Source organism: Kitasatospora sp. A2-31, from assembly GCF_022288725.1.
GTDB lineage: Bacteria > Actinomycetota > Actinomycetes > Streptomycetales > Streptomycetaceae > Kitasatospora.
This window is the reverse complement of the sequence record NZ_JAKNTA010000011.1, coordinates 1-13,631: the sequence shown is the minus strand read 5'-3', so window position 1 is coordinate 13,631 and position 13,631 is coordinate 1. Positions and strand designations below refer to the sequence as shown.

Below are 13,631 nucleotides of genomic sequence, written 5' to 3'. Positions count from 1 at the left end.
GCGGTTCGGGATCGGGTGGGCGGTCGCCGGTGGTCATGGTCGGGCGGCCGCCCCGGGCCGGCCGGGGAGCGGGCCGCCGGCGGTGGCGGCGGGCGGGGACGACCAGGGGTTCGGGCCGTGGCGCAGTCGCCAGGCCGGGGCGGGAAGGTACTCCCGTTCCCAGTACCAGTGGTCGGGCACGGGCACGGCTCCGGGGCCGGGGAGCGGGGCCACGAGGCGCAGGTCGGCGGCGTCCGGCGGGTGCGGGTCGCTCCCCCGGGACCGCCAGACGACTTCGTGCAGGGCGTCGGGGTGGGCGTGCAGCACCGTCACGCGGTAGGTGTCGAGGATCTCCCGGAGGCGTTCGGGGTGGGTGGCGCGGGCCGGGTCGGCGCAGAGGACCTGCGGGACCCCGAGGGCCAGTGGTCCGGCGACGGCCAGTGGGTGGCGGACCAGCCAGTCGAGATCGGCGGCGCACCAGAAGACGTCGGCCGGACCGCGGAGGCCGAGGCGGACGGCGGCGGCACGCTCGTCGGGGGCCGCGTCGGAGGGGCGGCGGCCGGCCGGAGGCGCGGTGCGGGCGGGGTGCCATCCCTGACCCCCGCCCTCCCCGGTTCCGCCGGGGCCCCCGGTCGGGCGCACCGTCAGGACCGGCGGTGACGGGGGGGAGGAGGCCCCGGTCCCGCCCCCCGCCGGCCCCCCATCGTGGGTCGTCACCAGCAGCCGGACGCGCCGCAGGCGCCGTCGGGCGAGCTCGTCGGCCGGATCATGGCACCGGGACGCCGGGGGGAGGGCGGTGGCGACGGCGCCGACCCGGGTGCAGGCCAGCAGAACGGCCACGGCTTCGGGGGTCGGGGGCAACTGCAGGGCCACCCGGTCGCCCGGGCGCACTCCGTACCGGCGCATCGCGGCCGTGGTCCGCTCGACCTGTGCGTCCAGCTCGCGCCGGGTGACGGTCCGTCCGGTGCCGGCCGCGTCGACGGCGTACAGCGCCACCGCACCGTCCGGGTCGGCGGGGGCGGGCCGTGGCGACGGGTGGGGGATGGGGTCGGTGCTGGTCGGCCGCATAACGGGCTCCGATCGGTCGGGGCGGTCGGTATCGGTCGCGTCGGTGGGACGCCGGGCGGGTCGCTCAGACGCCGGTCGGTGCGGACAACCCCTGGGGGCTCCACCAGGCGGCCCGCGAGGAGCAGTCGCCGACCGCCAGCGGCACGTCGGGACCGTCGTCGAGCAGGCAGCCGGTGCCGTCCTGGGTCTTGATCCGCAGACAGTCGGGGGTGGCGGAGCCGTCGGCCGAAGCGGCACCCGGCTGCGGCCGGCGGTCGGTGAGCTGCCAGCGCTGGGCCGAGGCTTCGGCGGTGCCCGCGTCGGGGGCCTCGTCCCGGACGGCGACGGTGCCGGCCGGCTCCGCGGTGACCAGCCTGGGTACGGGGGCACCGCTGGAGAGCAGGGACTGCAGGACGAGGCCGCCGTCCGGCTCGGTCCACGCCAGCCACTCCTCGCCGTTGGCGCCGGTGGGTGCGGTGGCGCCGACCCGGGCGCCGTCGGGCACGTCGGTCAGCGGGGCGTCCAGGACGGCCAGGCGCCGGCCAGAGTCGCAGGCGGTCAGCGTGCCCAGGCCGCCGTAGGCGGGGGTGCGCGGACCGTCGGGGTCGAGCACCGCGCCGCTCGTCGGCGCCGTGGCCGGATCGCCGATGCCGCCCGGGAGCACGGCGTCCTCGGCAGCCGCCGACCCGCCGCCGAAGGCGTCCGGTGCCGCCGCCGCCCGCTTCGCCGTCGCGGAGACGGTGTGGGTGCCGGTCCCGCCGGCGCACCCGCAGGTCAGCAGCACGGCGGCGGCCGCGAGGGCGGCGAGTGGCCGGTGCGTCGGAGGGCCGGCGGCGGCCCTCCGCTCGTTTCGTTCCGTCGTCGCCCTGTGCGGCGCCATCCGTTGTTCCCCTTCCTACCGTCCCCCGATGGGCGAGGGGCCGACCTGTGCGTGACGGGTGCGGCCGCTCGACGGAGCCCAACCGTCGGACGCCGCCGGTGGTCACGCTAGGACCGGCCGGACGGTGGCGGATGACGGTCGGAACCGAAGGATTTGGCCGGTTGACGGCGTTTCGGCCACAAGCGCGGAGCCGGGGTTCGGTCCGACCGGTGGCCGCCCCGGTACCGAAAGGTTTGGTACCGGGTACCGAGAGTTCTTCCCGATCCGGGCCGGAGCACTCGTCGGCGGCCCCGAGGATCGAGGGGAGCCGCCGGGAACGGCCGCCTCCCGCCGGAACCCGGCGGGAACAGCAAGAACAGCATGAGGAGTGCGCGTTGAGCAACGAGAGCCTGGCCAACCTGCTCAAGGAGGAGCGGCGTTTCGCCCCGCCGGCAGAGCTCGCCGCCGGCGCCAACGTCACCGCGGCCGCGTACGCGCAGGCCTCCGAGGACCGTCTGGGCTTCTGGGCCGAGCAGGCCCGCCGGCTGAGCTGGGCGGTCGAGCCCACCGAGACGCTGGACTGGTCGAACCCGCCGTTCGCGAAGTGGTTCGCCGACGGCCGGCTGAACGTCGCCTACAACTGCGTCGACCGCCACGTCGAGGCCGGCCTGGGCGACCGGGTCGCGATCCACTTCGAGGGCGAGCCCGGTGACGGCCGCTCGATCACCTACGCCCAGCTGCGGGACGAGGTCTCCCGCGCCGCGAACGCCCTGCTCGAACTCGGTGTCACCAAGGGCGACCGGGTCGCGGTGTACCTGCCGATGATCCCCGAGGCCGTGGTCGCGATGCTGGCCTGCGCCCGGATCGGCGCGACCCACTCGGTGGTCTTCGGCGGCTTCTCCGCGGACGCGGTGGCCTCCCGGATCCAGGACGCCCGCGCCAAGCTGGTCATCACCGCCGACGGCGGCTACCGCCGCGGCAAGCCCTCCGCCCTCAAGCCCGCCATCGACGAGGCGCTGACCAAGGTCGACGGCGTCGAGCACGTGCTGGTGGTGCGCCGCACCGGCCAGGACACCCCGTTCACCGCGGGCCGGGACGTGTGGTGGCACGAGATCACCGGCCGCCAGAGCGCCGCGCACACGCCCGAGCCGCACGAGGCCGAGCACCCGCTGTTCATCCTCTACACCTCCGGCACCACCGGGAAGCCCAAGGGCATCCTGCACACCTCGGGCGGCTACCTGACCCAGGCCGCCTACACCCACCACGCGGTGTTCGACCTCAAGCCCGCCACGGACGTGTACTGGTGCACCGCCGACATCGGCTGGGTGACCGGGCACTCGTACATCGTGTACGGGCCGCTGGCCAACGGCGCCACCCAGGTGATCTACGAGGGCACCCCGGACACCCCGCACCAGGGCCGGTTCTGGGAGATCGTCCAGAAGTACGGGGTGACGATCCTGTACACCGCGCCGACCGCGATCCGCACGTTCATGAAGTGGGGCGACGACATCCCGGCGAAGTTCGACCTGTCCTCGCTGCGGGTGCTGGGCAGTGTCGGCGAGCCGATCAACCCCGAGGCGTGGGTCTGGTACCGCGAGCACATCGGCGCCGGCCAGGCCCCGATCGTCGACACCTGGTGGCAGACCGAGACCGGCGCGATCATGATCAGCCCGCTGCCCGGCGTCACCGAGACCAAGCCCGGCTCGGCCCAGCGCGCGCTGCCCGGCATCGCCGCGACCGTCGTCGACGACGAGGCCCGCGAGGTCCCCAACGGCTCCGGCGGCTACCTCGTCCTCACCGAGCCCTGGCCCTCCATGCTCCGCACCATCTGGGGCGACGACCAGCGCTACATCGACACCTACTGGTCCCGCTTCGGCCCCGGCCGATCCGCGCCTGGCGGCGGGTGGCGCTACTTCGCCGGGGACGGGGCGAAGAAGGACGAGGACGGCGACATCTGGCTGCTCGGCCGCGTCGACGACGTCATGCTGGTCTCCGGCCACAACATCTCCACCACCGAGGTCGAATCCGCCCTGGTCGGTCACCCGGCGGTGGCCGAGTCCGCCGTCGTCGGCGCCACCGACGCCACCACCGGCCAGGCCATCGTCGCCTTCGTCATCCTGCGCGGCACCGCCACCGAGACCCCCGAACTCGTCGAGGAACTCCGCGCCCACGTCGGCAGGACCCTCGGCCCCATCGCCAAGCCCAAGCAGATCAAGGTCGTCGGCGAACTCCCCAAGACCCGCTCCGGCAAGATCATGCGCCGCCTGCTGCGCGACATCGCCGAGGGCCGCGAGGTCGGCGACACCACCACCCTGGCCGACAGCACCGTGATGAGCCTGATCCAGTCCCAGCTCCCGCCCGCCGGCAGCGAGAGCTGAGCCCGGCCGCATGACGTAGGGGCACGGACGACTTATCAGGCAGTTACACGTGCTCGGCAGGATGGAGGTCCGGTCGGTTCCGGAGGGTCGTCGACGACCCTCCGGAACCGACCGGACAACCGGCCACCGGCCGGTCCCGGAACCCGACCAGCACCCTTGAGCACCGATGCCTGAACTCTCCGCCGTGACGTCCGCCCCCGCCGTGCCCCGCCCCCGCAGCCGTACCGCCGGCCCGGTCGCCGGCCGGCCGCGCCGCCGCTCGGACGACCCCCTGCTGATCGGCCGCGAGCGCGAACTCGAAGCACTGGAAGGGCTGTTGAGGCAGGGGGCGGTGAACGGGACGTTCGTCCTGATCGAGGGTGAGTTCGGCACCGGCCGGACCGCACTGCTCCGGGCCGCGCTCGGACGGGCCCGCCGCGACGGCGACACCGTCCTGTCGGCCTGGGCGGACCCTTCCGAGCAGGGGGTGGAGCTCGGTGTCGCCCGGCAGCTCTTCGAGCCGGCACTCGTCGCCGCCGGCGGGGCCGACGGCCCTCCCGACGCCCCGCACGCCGGACCCGCGGCGCGCGCCGCCGAACTCCTCTGGCCCGCCGGGCCCTCGGCCCCGTCCGCGCCCGCCGACGACCCGACCGCCGCGACGCTGAGCGCGCTGTACCGGCTGACCGCGGACCTCGCCGCCCGCGCCCGCCTCGTCATCGGCATCGACGACCTGCAGTGGGCCGACCGGGCCTCGCTGCTCTGGCTCCAGCGCCTGCTCCGTCGGGCCGACGAACTGCCGGTGGTCGTCGTCGCCACCGTCGGCCCCGCCCCCGCGACAGCCGACCCGGACGTCCTGGGCCGGCTGGCCCCGCTCTTCCGGCACCGGGTCGCGCTGACCGCCCTCGACGACGAGTCCGTGGCCGCCGCCACCGAGGCGCTCCTCGGCGAGCCCGGCGACGACCGCTTCCGCGAGGCCGTCCGGACCACGACGGGCGGCAACCCGTTCCTGCTGCACACCCTGCTGCGCACGATCAAGGCCGCCGGGCGCGCGCCCGACACGCAGACCGCGGCCCGGATCACCCGCTTCGTCCCGGCCGACGCCGGCCGGGCGCTCGACCTGCTCGTCACCGCGGCGGGCCCGCACACCCGGGACGTCGCCCGGGCGGTCGCCGTGCTGGGGGGCACCCCGGCCCTCGACGTGGTCGCCGCCGCCACCGGCCTGCCGGAGCCCGCGGTCCTGGACGCCGTCCACGCACTGGAACGGAGCGGCCTGATGCGCCGGGCCGGGCACAGCGCCGCCTTCACCTGTCCGATGATCGGGATCGCCCTCGCCGACGACGTCCTGCCCAGCATCCGCCAGGACGTCCACGTCCGAGCCGCCGAGCTGATGCTCGCCCAGGACGCTCCCGCGGAACAGACCGCCGCCCACGCCGTCCACGCGTCGCTGGGCCTGCCCTGGGTGCCCGAGGTGCTGGAGCGCGCCGCCGCGGCGGCGCTGAGCAGGGGCGCCGCCGACCGCGCGGCCGAGCTGCTGCGCCGCGCGCTGCGCGAACCCCTGGAGGACGAAGTGCGCGCCACCCTGGTCATCCGGCTGGGGGAGGCGGGCCTCGCCTTCGACGTCCCGGAGGCGGTCCGCAACCTCTGGCTGGGGCTGGACCTCTCCCGCGACCCGGCCGAACGGGCCGCCGCGGCGCGCCGCCTGGCCGGCGCGCTGTTCGCCGTGGACCGCTACCCGGACGGCCTGGCCGTCCTCGAACGCACCGCCGCCTCGCTGCGCGGAACCGACACCGCACTCGCCCTGCGGCTGGAGATCGACCACGTCTACGCCGGCCTGCACGAGGTCGAGTCGGCACCCGGAGTGCTGCCCCGGCTGCTGGACCTGCGGATCGAGGACGCCGCCGGCACCTCGGCGCAGCGGCCGCTGGCGGCGCTGCTGGGCCTGCGCGCGATCCTGCGCGGCGAGTCTGCGGCCGAGGCCGTGGCCCTGGTGCGGCAGGCGCTCACGCACGGGATGAACCCGGCGGACGACGAGTCCTTCGTCTACTCCGGCGCCGTGCTCCTCCTCGGCGCCACCGGGGAGACCGAGCTGGCCCTCGACTACGCCGACGCCGCCGTGGAACAGGCCCGCACCCGCGGCTCCGCCTTCGCCCTCGCGCACAGCCGCATCATCCGGGCGTCCGTCTACGGCCAGCTCGGCCGGGTGCCGGACTGTCAGGACGAGGCGGAGGCCGCCCTGGCGGCGCTCCGGGAGATCGGCGTCGACCCGCGACACAGCCACAGCGTCCTGGCGGCCGCCACCCTCACCGAGGCGCTCGTCCTGCAGGGCCGGCTCACCGAGGCGCAGGACCTCCTCGAGCGGGCCGGACTGACCGGCGAACTGAACGGCCACTGGATCAACGACCACGTCCATCTCGTCCGCGGCCGGCTGAGGGCGGCCCAGGGCCGGCCCGCCGAGGCGCTCACCGACTTCCGCGAATGCGGCCGGCGGACCGGGGCCCGGGGCATGCGCTGCCCGTGGATCTACCCCTGGCGCTCCGAGGCCGCCCTGGCCCTGGCGGCGCTCGGCGAGCCCGAGCAGGCCCGGATCCTGGCGGCGGAGGAGTTGGAGCTCGCCCTGCGGTGGGGCGTGCCCGAGGCCGTCGGCGCCGCCCGGCGCGCGCTCGGCCTCGCCACCGGCGGGCCGGAGGGTCTGGAGCTGCTGCGCGAAGCCGTCCGGACGCTGGCCGGCACCCCGGGCCGGTCCCGGCACGCCCAGGCCCTGGGCGACCTCGGGGCCCGGCTGCGCCGCGCCGGGCGGGTGGCGGAGGCCCGCGCGTGCCTCCAGGAGGCCGTGACCGTGGCCCACCGCTGCGGGGCGGTGCTGGTCGCCGACCGCGCCCTGGACGAACTCCGCGCGGCCGGCGACCGCCCGCGCACCCGGTCCTTCCACGGGCCGGCGTCCCTCACCCCGACCGAGCACCGGGTGGCGGGCCTGGCGGCCCGGGGCATGACCAACCGGGAGATCGCCCAGCACCTGTTCGTCGGCCTGCGCACGGTGGAGGTCCACCTGACCCACGTCTACGGCAAGCTCGGCATCGACGGCCGCCCCGGGCTGGCCGCGGCGCTCGCCCCCTCGAACCCGCCCCGGGCCGGGTCAGAGACGGCCTAGCAGGTCGAGCGCCGCGGTCTCGGTGTCCTGCCGGTGCAGCCGCCGACTGGCCGTCACGGCCTGCTCGGCCCGCGCCGCCGCCTCGGCCGGCCGGCCCGCCTCCAGGTGGCAGTTGGCGAGGTGCAGCAACGCCATCGGCTCGAAGACCAGGAACCCGTGGGCGTCGGCCAGTGCCAGACCCTGTTCGTGCAGCGAGATCGCGCGCTCGGTGTCGCCGAGGACGCGCGCCGCGCGCCCGGTCGAGTGCAGGGCGTAGACCTCGCCGAACGGATCGTCGAGGGCGCGGAACAGGGCCAGGCTCCGCTCGGCCGCGCGGACGGCCGTCCCGGCGTCGCCGCGGGTCAGGTGCCACGGGACGCTGGTGGCCATGGCGTTCGCCGTGGTCCAGGCGCTGCCGCACTCCTCGGCCAGGCGGACCGTCTCGGCGTGCAGGACGTGTGACTCCTCGGTGCGCTGCCGGATGTGGGCGATCATGGCGCAGACGTTGAGGACCTCGGCCAGCACCGGCAGGTCCCGGCAGCTGCGGGCCTGATCGGCGGCCCGGGCGGCGACCGGTTCGGCCTCGTCCAGCCGGCCCAGCTGCATCAGACCGCCACCGAGCATGTAGCCGGCCCGCCCCTCGGCCCGGGCGTCGCCCCGGTCGGCGGCCTGCCGCATCGTGCGGCGGCAGACGTCGATCAGCTCGCGCCACCGGAACCCGGCCTCCAGGTGCGGGTCGAGGGCGAGCAGCAGATCGGCGACGACGCGGTGCGCGTCGGCGATGCCGAGCGCCTGCTCGGCCAGGGCCAGCAGGTTCCCGCCCTCCTCGTCCAGCCAGCGGCGCGCGCCCGCGCGGTCGGACAGCGCCGGACCGGCCGCTGGCACCGCCCCGATCGCGTCGGCGATGGCATGGGAGGGGCGGACTGTCCGGTAGGCGTCGGCCGCGGTGGCCACCGCCTGGTCGACCATCCGGAGGATCAGAGCGGCGCGCTCCTGCGGCGAGTCGAGCTGCTCGGCCCGGGCCTGGGCGAACAGGCGCAGCAGGTCGTGGTACCGGTACCGGTCGGGGGCCGGGCACTCCAGCAGACCGGCGTGGACGAGGTCGTCCAGGACGTCCAGGGCGGCGTGTTCGGTCAGCTCCAGGGCCGCCGCGGCGGCCGGCAGGGACAGGTCGGCGGTCTGCGGGACGGCCAGCAGCCGGAAGGCGTGCGCGGCGCCCGGCGTCAGCTGGTCGTAGCTGAGCTGGAAGCAGGCCTCGACGGCCAGGTCGTGCAGGGTGAGCTCCGCCAGCCGCTGCCGCCGGTCGGCCAGCCGGGCGCCGATGGCGGCGAGCGACCAGTCCGGGCGCAGGGCGCTGCGCGCGGCGACGATCCGGATGGCCAGCGGGAGGTGACAGCAGGCCGCGAGCAGTTCGCGGGCAGCTTCCGGCTCCTCGGCGACCCGCCGGCGGCCGGCGATCCGGGCGAGCAGTTCGAGCGACTCGTCCGGCTCCAGGACGTCCAGGTCCACGTGCCGGGTGGGGGCCAGGCCGAGCAGGCTGGAACGGCTGGTGACGAGGACGGTGCTGTGCTCGGAGCCGGGCAGCAGCGGGCGCAGCTGGCCGAGGTCGCGGGCGTCGTCCAGGACGACCAGGACGCGGCGCTCGGCGAGCAGCGACCGGAACAGCGCGGACCGCTCCTCCAGGTGGTCGGGGACAGCGCTCTCGGGCACGCCCAGCGACCGCAGGAAGTGGACCAGGACCGCCCCGGGTTCCATCGGGTCAGGGCGGCCGCCACGCAGGTTGACGTAGAGCTGCCCGTCGGGGAAGCGGGCGCGGACCCGCCGGGCGAGGTGGACGGCGAGCGCGGTCTTGCCGACGCCGCCCATGCCGGCGACGGCGACGATGGTGGGGGCGAAGGCGGGCGGCTTCTCCACCAGCTCCACCAGGGACCGCACCAGCTCCCGTCGGCCGGTGAACTCCGATGCCTCCGAGGGAAGTTGCTCGGGTCGCGGGCGGTTCGCCCGCCGCTCCGCGGCCGTCGGCGCGGGATTCGCGGGAGCCGCGGCCGGCACGGCGAGGCCGGGGTCGCCCCGCCGGATCCGCTCGTGCAGTTCGCGCAGCGGGAAGGTCGGTTCCACGCCCAGCCCGGTGTCCAGGGCGCGGCAGGTGGCGGTGAACGTCGCCAGGGCCTCGGCCGGTCGGCCGCTGCGGTACAGCGCGGTCATCAGCAGCCCCGCCAGCCCCTCGTGCAGGGGGAACTCCTCCACCAGGGCGGTGAGCTCGTCCACCTGCTCGGCGTGGCGGCCGAGCTCCAGGTCGAGTTCGAGGCGCTCGTGCAGGACGGCGAGGCGGAGCTGGGCGAGCCGTTCCCGCTGCCGCTCGGCGTGGCCACCCGGGACGCCCGCCAGCGGCGTCCCCGTCGGCAGTTCCAGTGCCCGGCGCAGCTGCGCGGCCGCCCCGGCGGGATCGCCCCCGGCCCGGAGGCGGGCGGCATCCTGGGCCAACTGCTGGAAGACCGCGAGGTCCGTCCCGTCGGGTGCGAGCCGGAGGGCGTAGCCGCCGCCCACCGAGACCAGCAACTTCGGTGCGGTGCGGTCCTCCTCCAGCACGGAGCGCAGCCCGGAGACGTGGTTGCGGACGGCGGCGACGGCGTGGTTCGGCGGGTCCTCGCCCCAGAGACCGTCGACCAACTCCTCGGTGGTGACCGCACGGCCCTCGGCTCCCGCGAGCACGGCCAGCACCGCACGTCGCTGGGCCGGGCCGAGCGGGAGCTCCGCGTCACCTCGCCAGGCCCGTACCGGTCCGAGCAGGGATATCCGAATGCCGGTCACGTCTCTTCCACCCGTTCGTTCGTGTGCCGTTCCCGCCCCTGCGACGCCGGGACTCCGCGGCGCGCCCACCGCAGCGCGGCGGCCGGGGCGAGACGAACGGGGCGAGACGGGCCAACCTACCCGGTTCCGGCCGCCGGGACCGTTCCCCGGTGGCGCGCGGCGTGCCCGACGGGCATGGGACAATCCCATCGGAGACGTCGGTATCGGGTGGATCCGGGCGCGCGGCGGTGACGGACAGTCACGAGGCCACGGGGCCGATCGGCGGGACGGTTCCGGACGGGAGCCGGGGGGAGCCGGTCTCGTCGCGGTGGTGTCGTGGAGGGGCGGGGCGGGGGATGACGGGGCTGCGGATCTCCGTGCTGGGGCCGGTGCGGGTCCGGTACGGCGGCCGGGAGGTGGCGGCCGGGTCCGCGCAGCGCCAGGCGGTGCTGGCGGCGCTGGCGCTGCGCGCCGGGCACGTCGTGCCGGCCGACGCCCTGGCCGGCCTGGTCTGGGGGGAGAACGCGCCGGCCTCCGCCGGTGCGGTGGTGCGCAACCACATCTCCAAGCTGCGGGCCGCCGTCGGTGCCGCCGGGGGCGACGCGGCAGCGGTCCTGGCGTCCCGGGGCGGCGGGTACGCGCTGGACCTCGCGGGTGACGGACTGGACGCCGCCGAGTTCGACCGACTGGCGGACGCGGCCCGGCGCCACCGGGAGTGCGGCGAGCCGGCGGAGGCCGCCCGCCGGTACCGCGAGGCCCTGGCGCTGTGGACGGGCACCGCGCTGTCCGGCGTGCCGGGCCCCGACGCCGAACGGCAGCGTGAGCGGCTCGCCGAGCGCCGGCTGACCGTCCTCGAAGACTGCCTGGAGCTCGAACTCGGCCTCGGTGAGCACGCCCGACTGATCGAGGAGCTGACCGCGCTGGCGGCCGAGCACCCGCTGCGCGAGGGCCTGCGGGCCCTGCTGATGACCGCCCTCTACCGCGCCGGCCGGCAGGCGGAGGCCCTGGAGGTGTTCGCCGACGCCCGCCGGGTGCTGGCGGAGGAGATCGGCGTCGAACCCGGCCCGGAGCTGCGGGGGATGCAACAGCGGATCCTGCGCGCCGATCCCGGACTCGCGCCGCCCGCGCCCGTCGCCCCGACCCTGAGCGCTTCCGCAGCCCCGGCCGCGCCCGCGTCAGCGTCCATGCCCGCGTCAGTGTTCGCGCCCGGACCGGCCGCCCCGGCCGCACCGGCCGTGCCGGCGCAACTGCCGCCCGATGTCGGTGACTTCACCGGCCGCACGCCAGAGGTGGAACTGATCGCCGACGCCCTGACGGGCGATGCCGGGCGGCCGGGAGCGACCGTGGTGGTGGTCTCAGGTGCGCTCGGGGTCGGCAAGACCACGCTCGCGGTCCGTGTCGCCCGGACGGTGCGGGGCACGTTCGCCGACGGCCAGCTCTACGCCGACCTGAACGGCACCGGGGACGAACCGGCCGACCCCGGCACCGTCCTGGCCGGCTTCCTCCGCGCGCTGGGCGAGCCGGCGGAAGGGCTGCCGGAGCGCACGGCGGACCGTGCGGAGCGCTACCGGGCCCTGCTGGCCGGTCGGCGCGTGCTGGTCGTGCTCGACGGTGCCCGGGACGAGGAGCAGCTGCGCCACCTGCTGCCCGGCGGGCCGGCCGCCGCCGTGCTCGTCACCGCCCGCTCGGGTCCGACAGGGCTCGCCCCGTCGCTCGCCGTGCGGCTCGGCCGCCTGGCGCCGCGGGAGTCGGTGGAGTTCCTGTCCGCCGTGGCCGGTCGTGCCCGCATCGCCGCCGAGCCGGCGGCGGCCGACGCCATCGCAGCGGCCTGCGGGCACCTCCCGCTCGCCCTGCGGGTCGCGGCCACCAAGCTCGCGGCCCGGCCCGCCTGGAGCGTCGCCGCCCTCGCCGACCGGTTGCGCGACGAGCACCGCCGGCTCGGCGAACTGCGGGTCGGCGGGCTCGCCGTCGAGACCGAGCTCCGCCGCAGCCACCGGCTGCTGCCGGCGGACCTCGCCGCCGCCCTTCCTCGGCTCGCCGCCCTCCCGGTCTGCACTGCACCGGAAGCCGCCGCCGCGCTCGGTGTGCCGGAGCCCGCGGCCGGCGAGATCCTCGCCGGGCTCACCGCGGCAGGGATGCTCGATGCCCCGGTCCGGGGCCACTACGCCTTCCACGACCTGGTCCGGCTGTTCGCCCTGAGCCGACCGGGGGCCGGAGCACGAGGGGCAGCGTCCGTACATGGCGCCCGTCATTTGCCTGAGGCGTCGAAGCGGGAGTAGTGTTCACAGGTCGCTCGGCAGGGAGCACCGGACACGCATCTGCGCGGACGGTCCCGGGGCGGCCAATCCCTAGAAACACCACTCCTTCCCTTTCGGGCTGGGTGCGCTTTGTCGCGCTCCTGTTCGGAGCGGGGTCTATTCGGTGTGTGCGTTTATGGGGATTGCGGCCGGATTCGCCTTTCGGGGCGGGGATCGGCTAGAGTTTGAAACGTCGGACGGGGCGTCAAGCCCTAGAAGACACCGGCGAGTTGGATGAACGAAGCCCCGGAAACGGAGCGGAAATCGTCTGATAAGCTGGGAACACGAAAGAACGAAGCGCCCGGAGGGCCGGTGTGAAAGCCGCCTGAAGGAAGCGTCCGTTCCTTGAGAACTCAACAGCGTGCCAAAAGTCAACGCCAGATATGTTGACATCCCCGGCCTCAGATTCTCTGGGGTTGGAGATTCCTTTTGAAATAACACAGCGAGGACGCAGTGCGCGTGGCCGCCCTATTCCGGTGGTTGCCGTGCCGCTCAACGCGAGTGTGTCGCCTGCAGCTCTTCATCGAGCACAGTCGGGCAAGCATTCACGGAGAGTTTGATCCTGGCTCAGGACGAACGCTGGCGGCGTGCTTAACACATGCAAGTCGAACGGTGAAGCCCTTCGGGGTGGATCAGTGGCGAACGGGTGAGTAACACGTGGGCAATCTGCCCTGCACTCTGGGACAAGCCCTGGAAACGGGGTCTAATACCGGATATGACCTTCCTCCGCATGGGGGTTGGTGGAAAGCTCCGGCGGTGCAGGATGAGCCCGCGGCCTATCAGCTTGTTGGTGGGGTAATGGCCTACCAAGGCGACGACGGGTAGCCGGCCTGAGAGGGCGACCGGCCACACTGGGACTGAGACACGGCCCAGACTCCTACGGGAGGCAGCAGTGGGGAATATTGCACAATGGGCGAAAGCCTGATGCAGCGACGCCGCGTGAGGGATGACGGCCTTCGGGTTGTAAACCTCTTTCAGCAGGGAAGAAGCGCAAGTGACGGTACCTGCAGAAGAAGCACCGGCTAACTACGTGCCAGCAGCCGCGGTAATACGTAGGGTGCGAGCGTTGTCCGGAATTATTGGGCGTAAAGAGCTCGTAGGCGGCCTGTCGCGTCGGATGTGAAAGCCCGGGGCTTAACCCCGGGTCTGCATTCGATACGGGCAGGCTAGAGTGT

The 13,631-nt window shown here is 75.1% G+C and carries 6 protein-coding genes and 1 rRNA gene; 4 read left to right on the top strand and 3 right to left on the bottom strand.

The genetic code is table 11. The annotated features are described in order from the left end of the window. Positions 1-33: 33 nt before the first annotated feature. Complete coding sequence (locus MCM47_RS27430; protein ID WP_238864402.1) at positions 34-1,047, bottom strand: AMP-binding protein; 1,014 nt, start codon at positions 1,045-1,047, stop codon at positions 34-36. Between the two features lie 64 nt (positions 1,048-1,111). Beyond that, positions 1,112-1,906 (bottom strand): hypothetical protein, encoded by a 795-nt coding sequence (locus tag MCM47_RS27425; protein WP_238864401.1) that lies wholly within the window; start codon positions 1,904-1,906, stop codon positions 1,112-1,114. 374 nt (positions 1,907-2,280) lie between these two features. On the opposite strand from MCM47_RS27425, the gene acs reads away from it, so the two are divergent. Together acs and MCM47_RS27415 are read left to right on the top strand one after the other, a co-directional pair. After that, positions 2,281-4,263 (top strand): acetate--CoA ligase, encoded by a 1,983-nt coding sequence (acs, locus tag MCM47_RS27420; protein ID WP_238864400.1) that lies wholly within the window; start codon positions 2,281-2,283, stop codon positions 4,261-4,263. Positions 4,264-4,429: 166 nt separating this feature from the next. Continuing rightward, positions 4,430-7,390 (top strand): AAA family ATPase, encoded by a 2,961-nt coding sequence (locus MCM47_RS27415; protein WP_238864399.1) that lies wholly within the window; start codon positions 4,430-4,432, stop codon positions 7,388-7,390. Here the strand turns inward: MCM47_RS27415 and MCM47_RS27410 are convergent. After that, entirely contained in the window at positions 7,376-10,180 is a 2,805-nt protein-coding gene (locus tag MCM47_RS27410; protein ID WP_238864398.1) for an AfsR/SARP family transcriptional regulator, read from the bottom strand. The genes MCM47_RS27415 and MCM47_RS27410 overlap by 15 nt on opposite strands. A gap of 335 nt (positions 10,181-10,515) precedes the next feature. Between MCM47_RS27410 and MCM47_RS27405 the strand changes: the two genes are divergently transcribed. Then, a complete protein-coding gene (locus MCM47_RS27405; RefSeq protein WP_238864397.1) occupies positions 10,516-12,438 on the top strand; it encodes a BTAD domain-containing putative transcriptional regulator in 1,923 nt (640 codons plus the stop codon). Positions 12,439-13,000: 562 nt separating this feature from the next. Continuing rightward, a 16S ribosomal RNA gene (locus MCM47_RS27400) occupies positions 13,001-13,631 on the top strand; the annotation flags it as partial.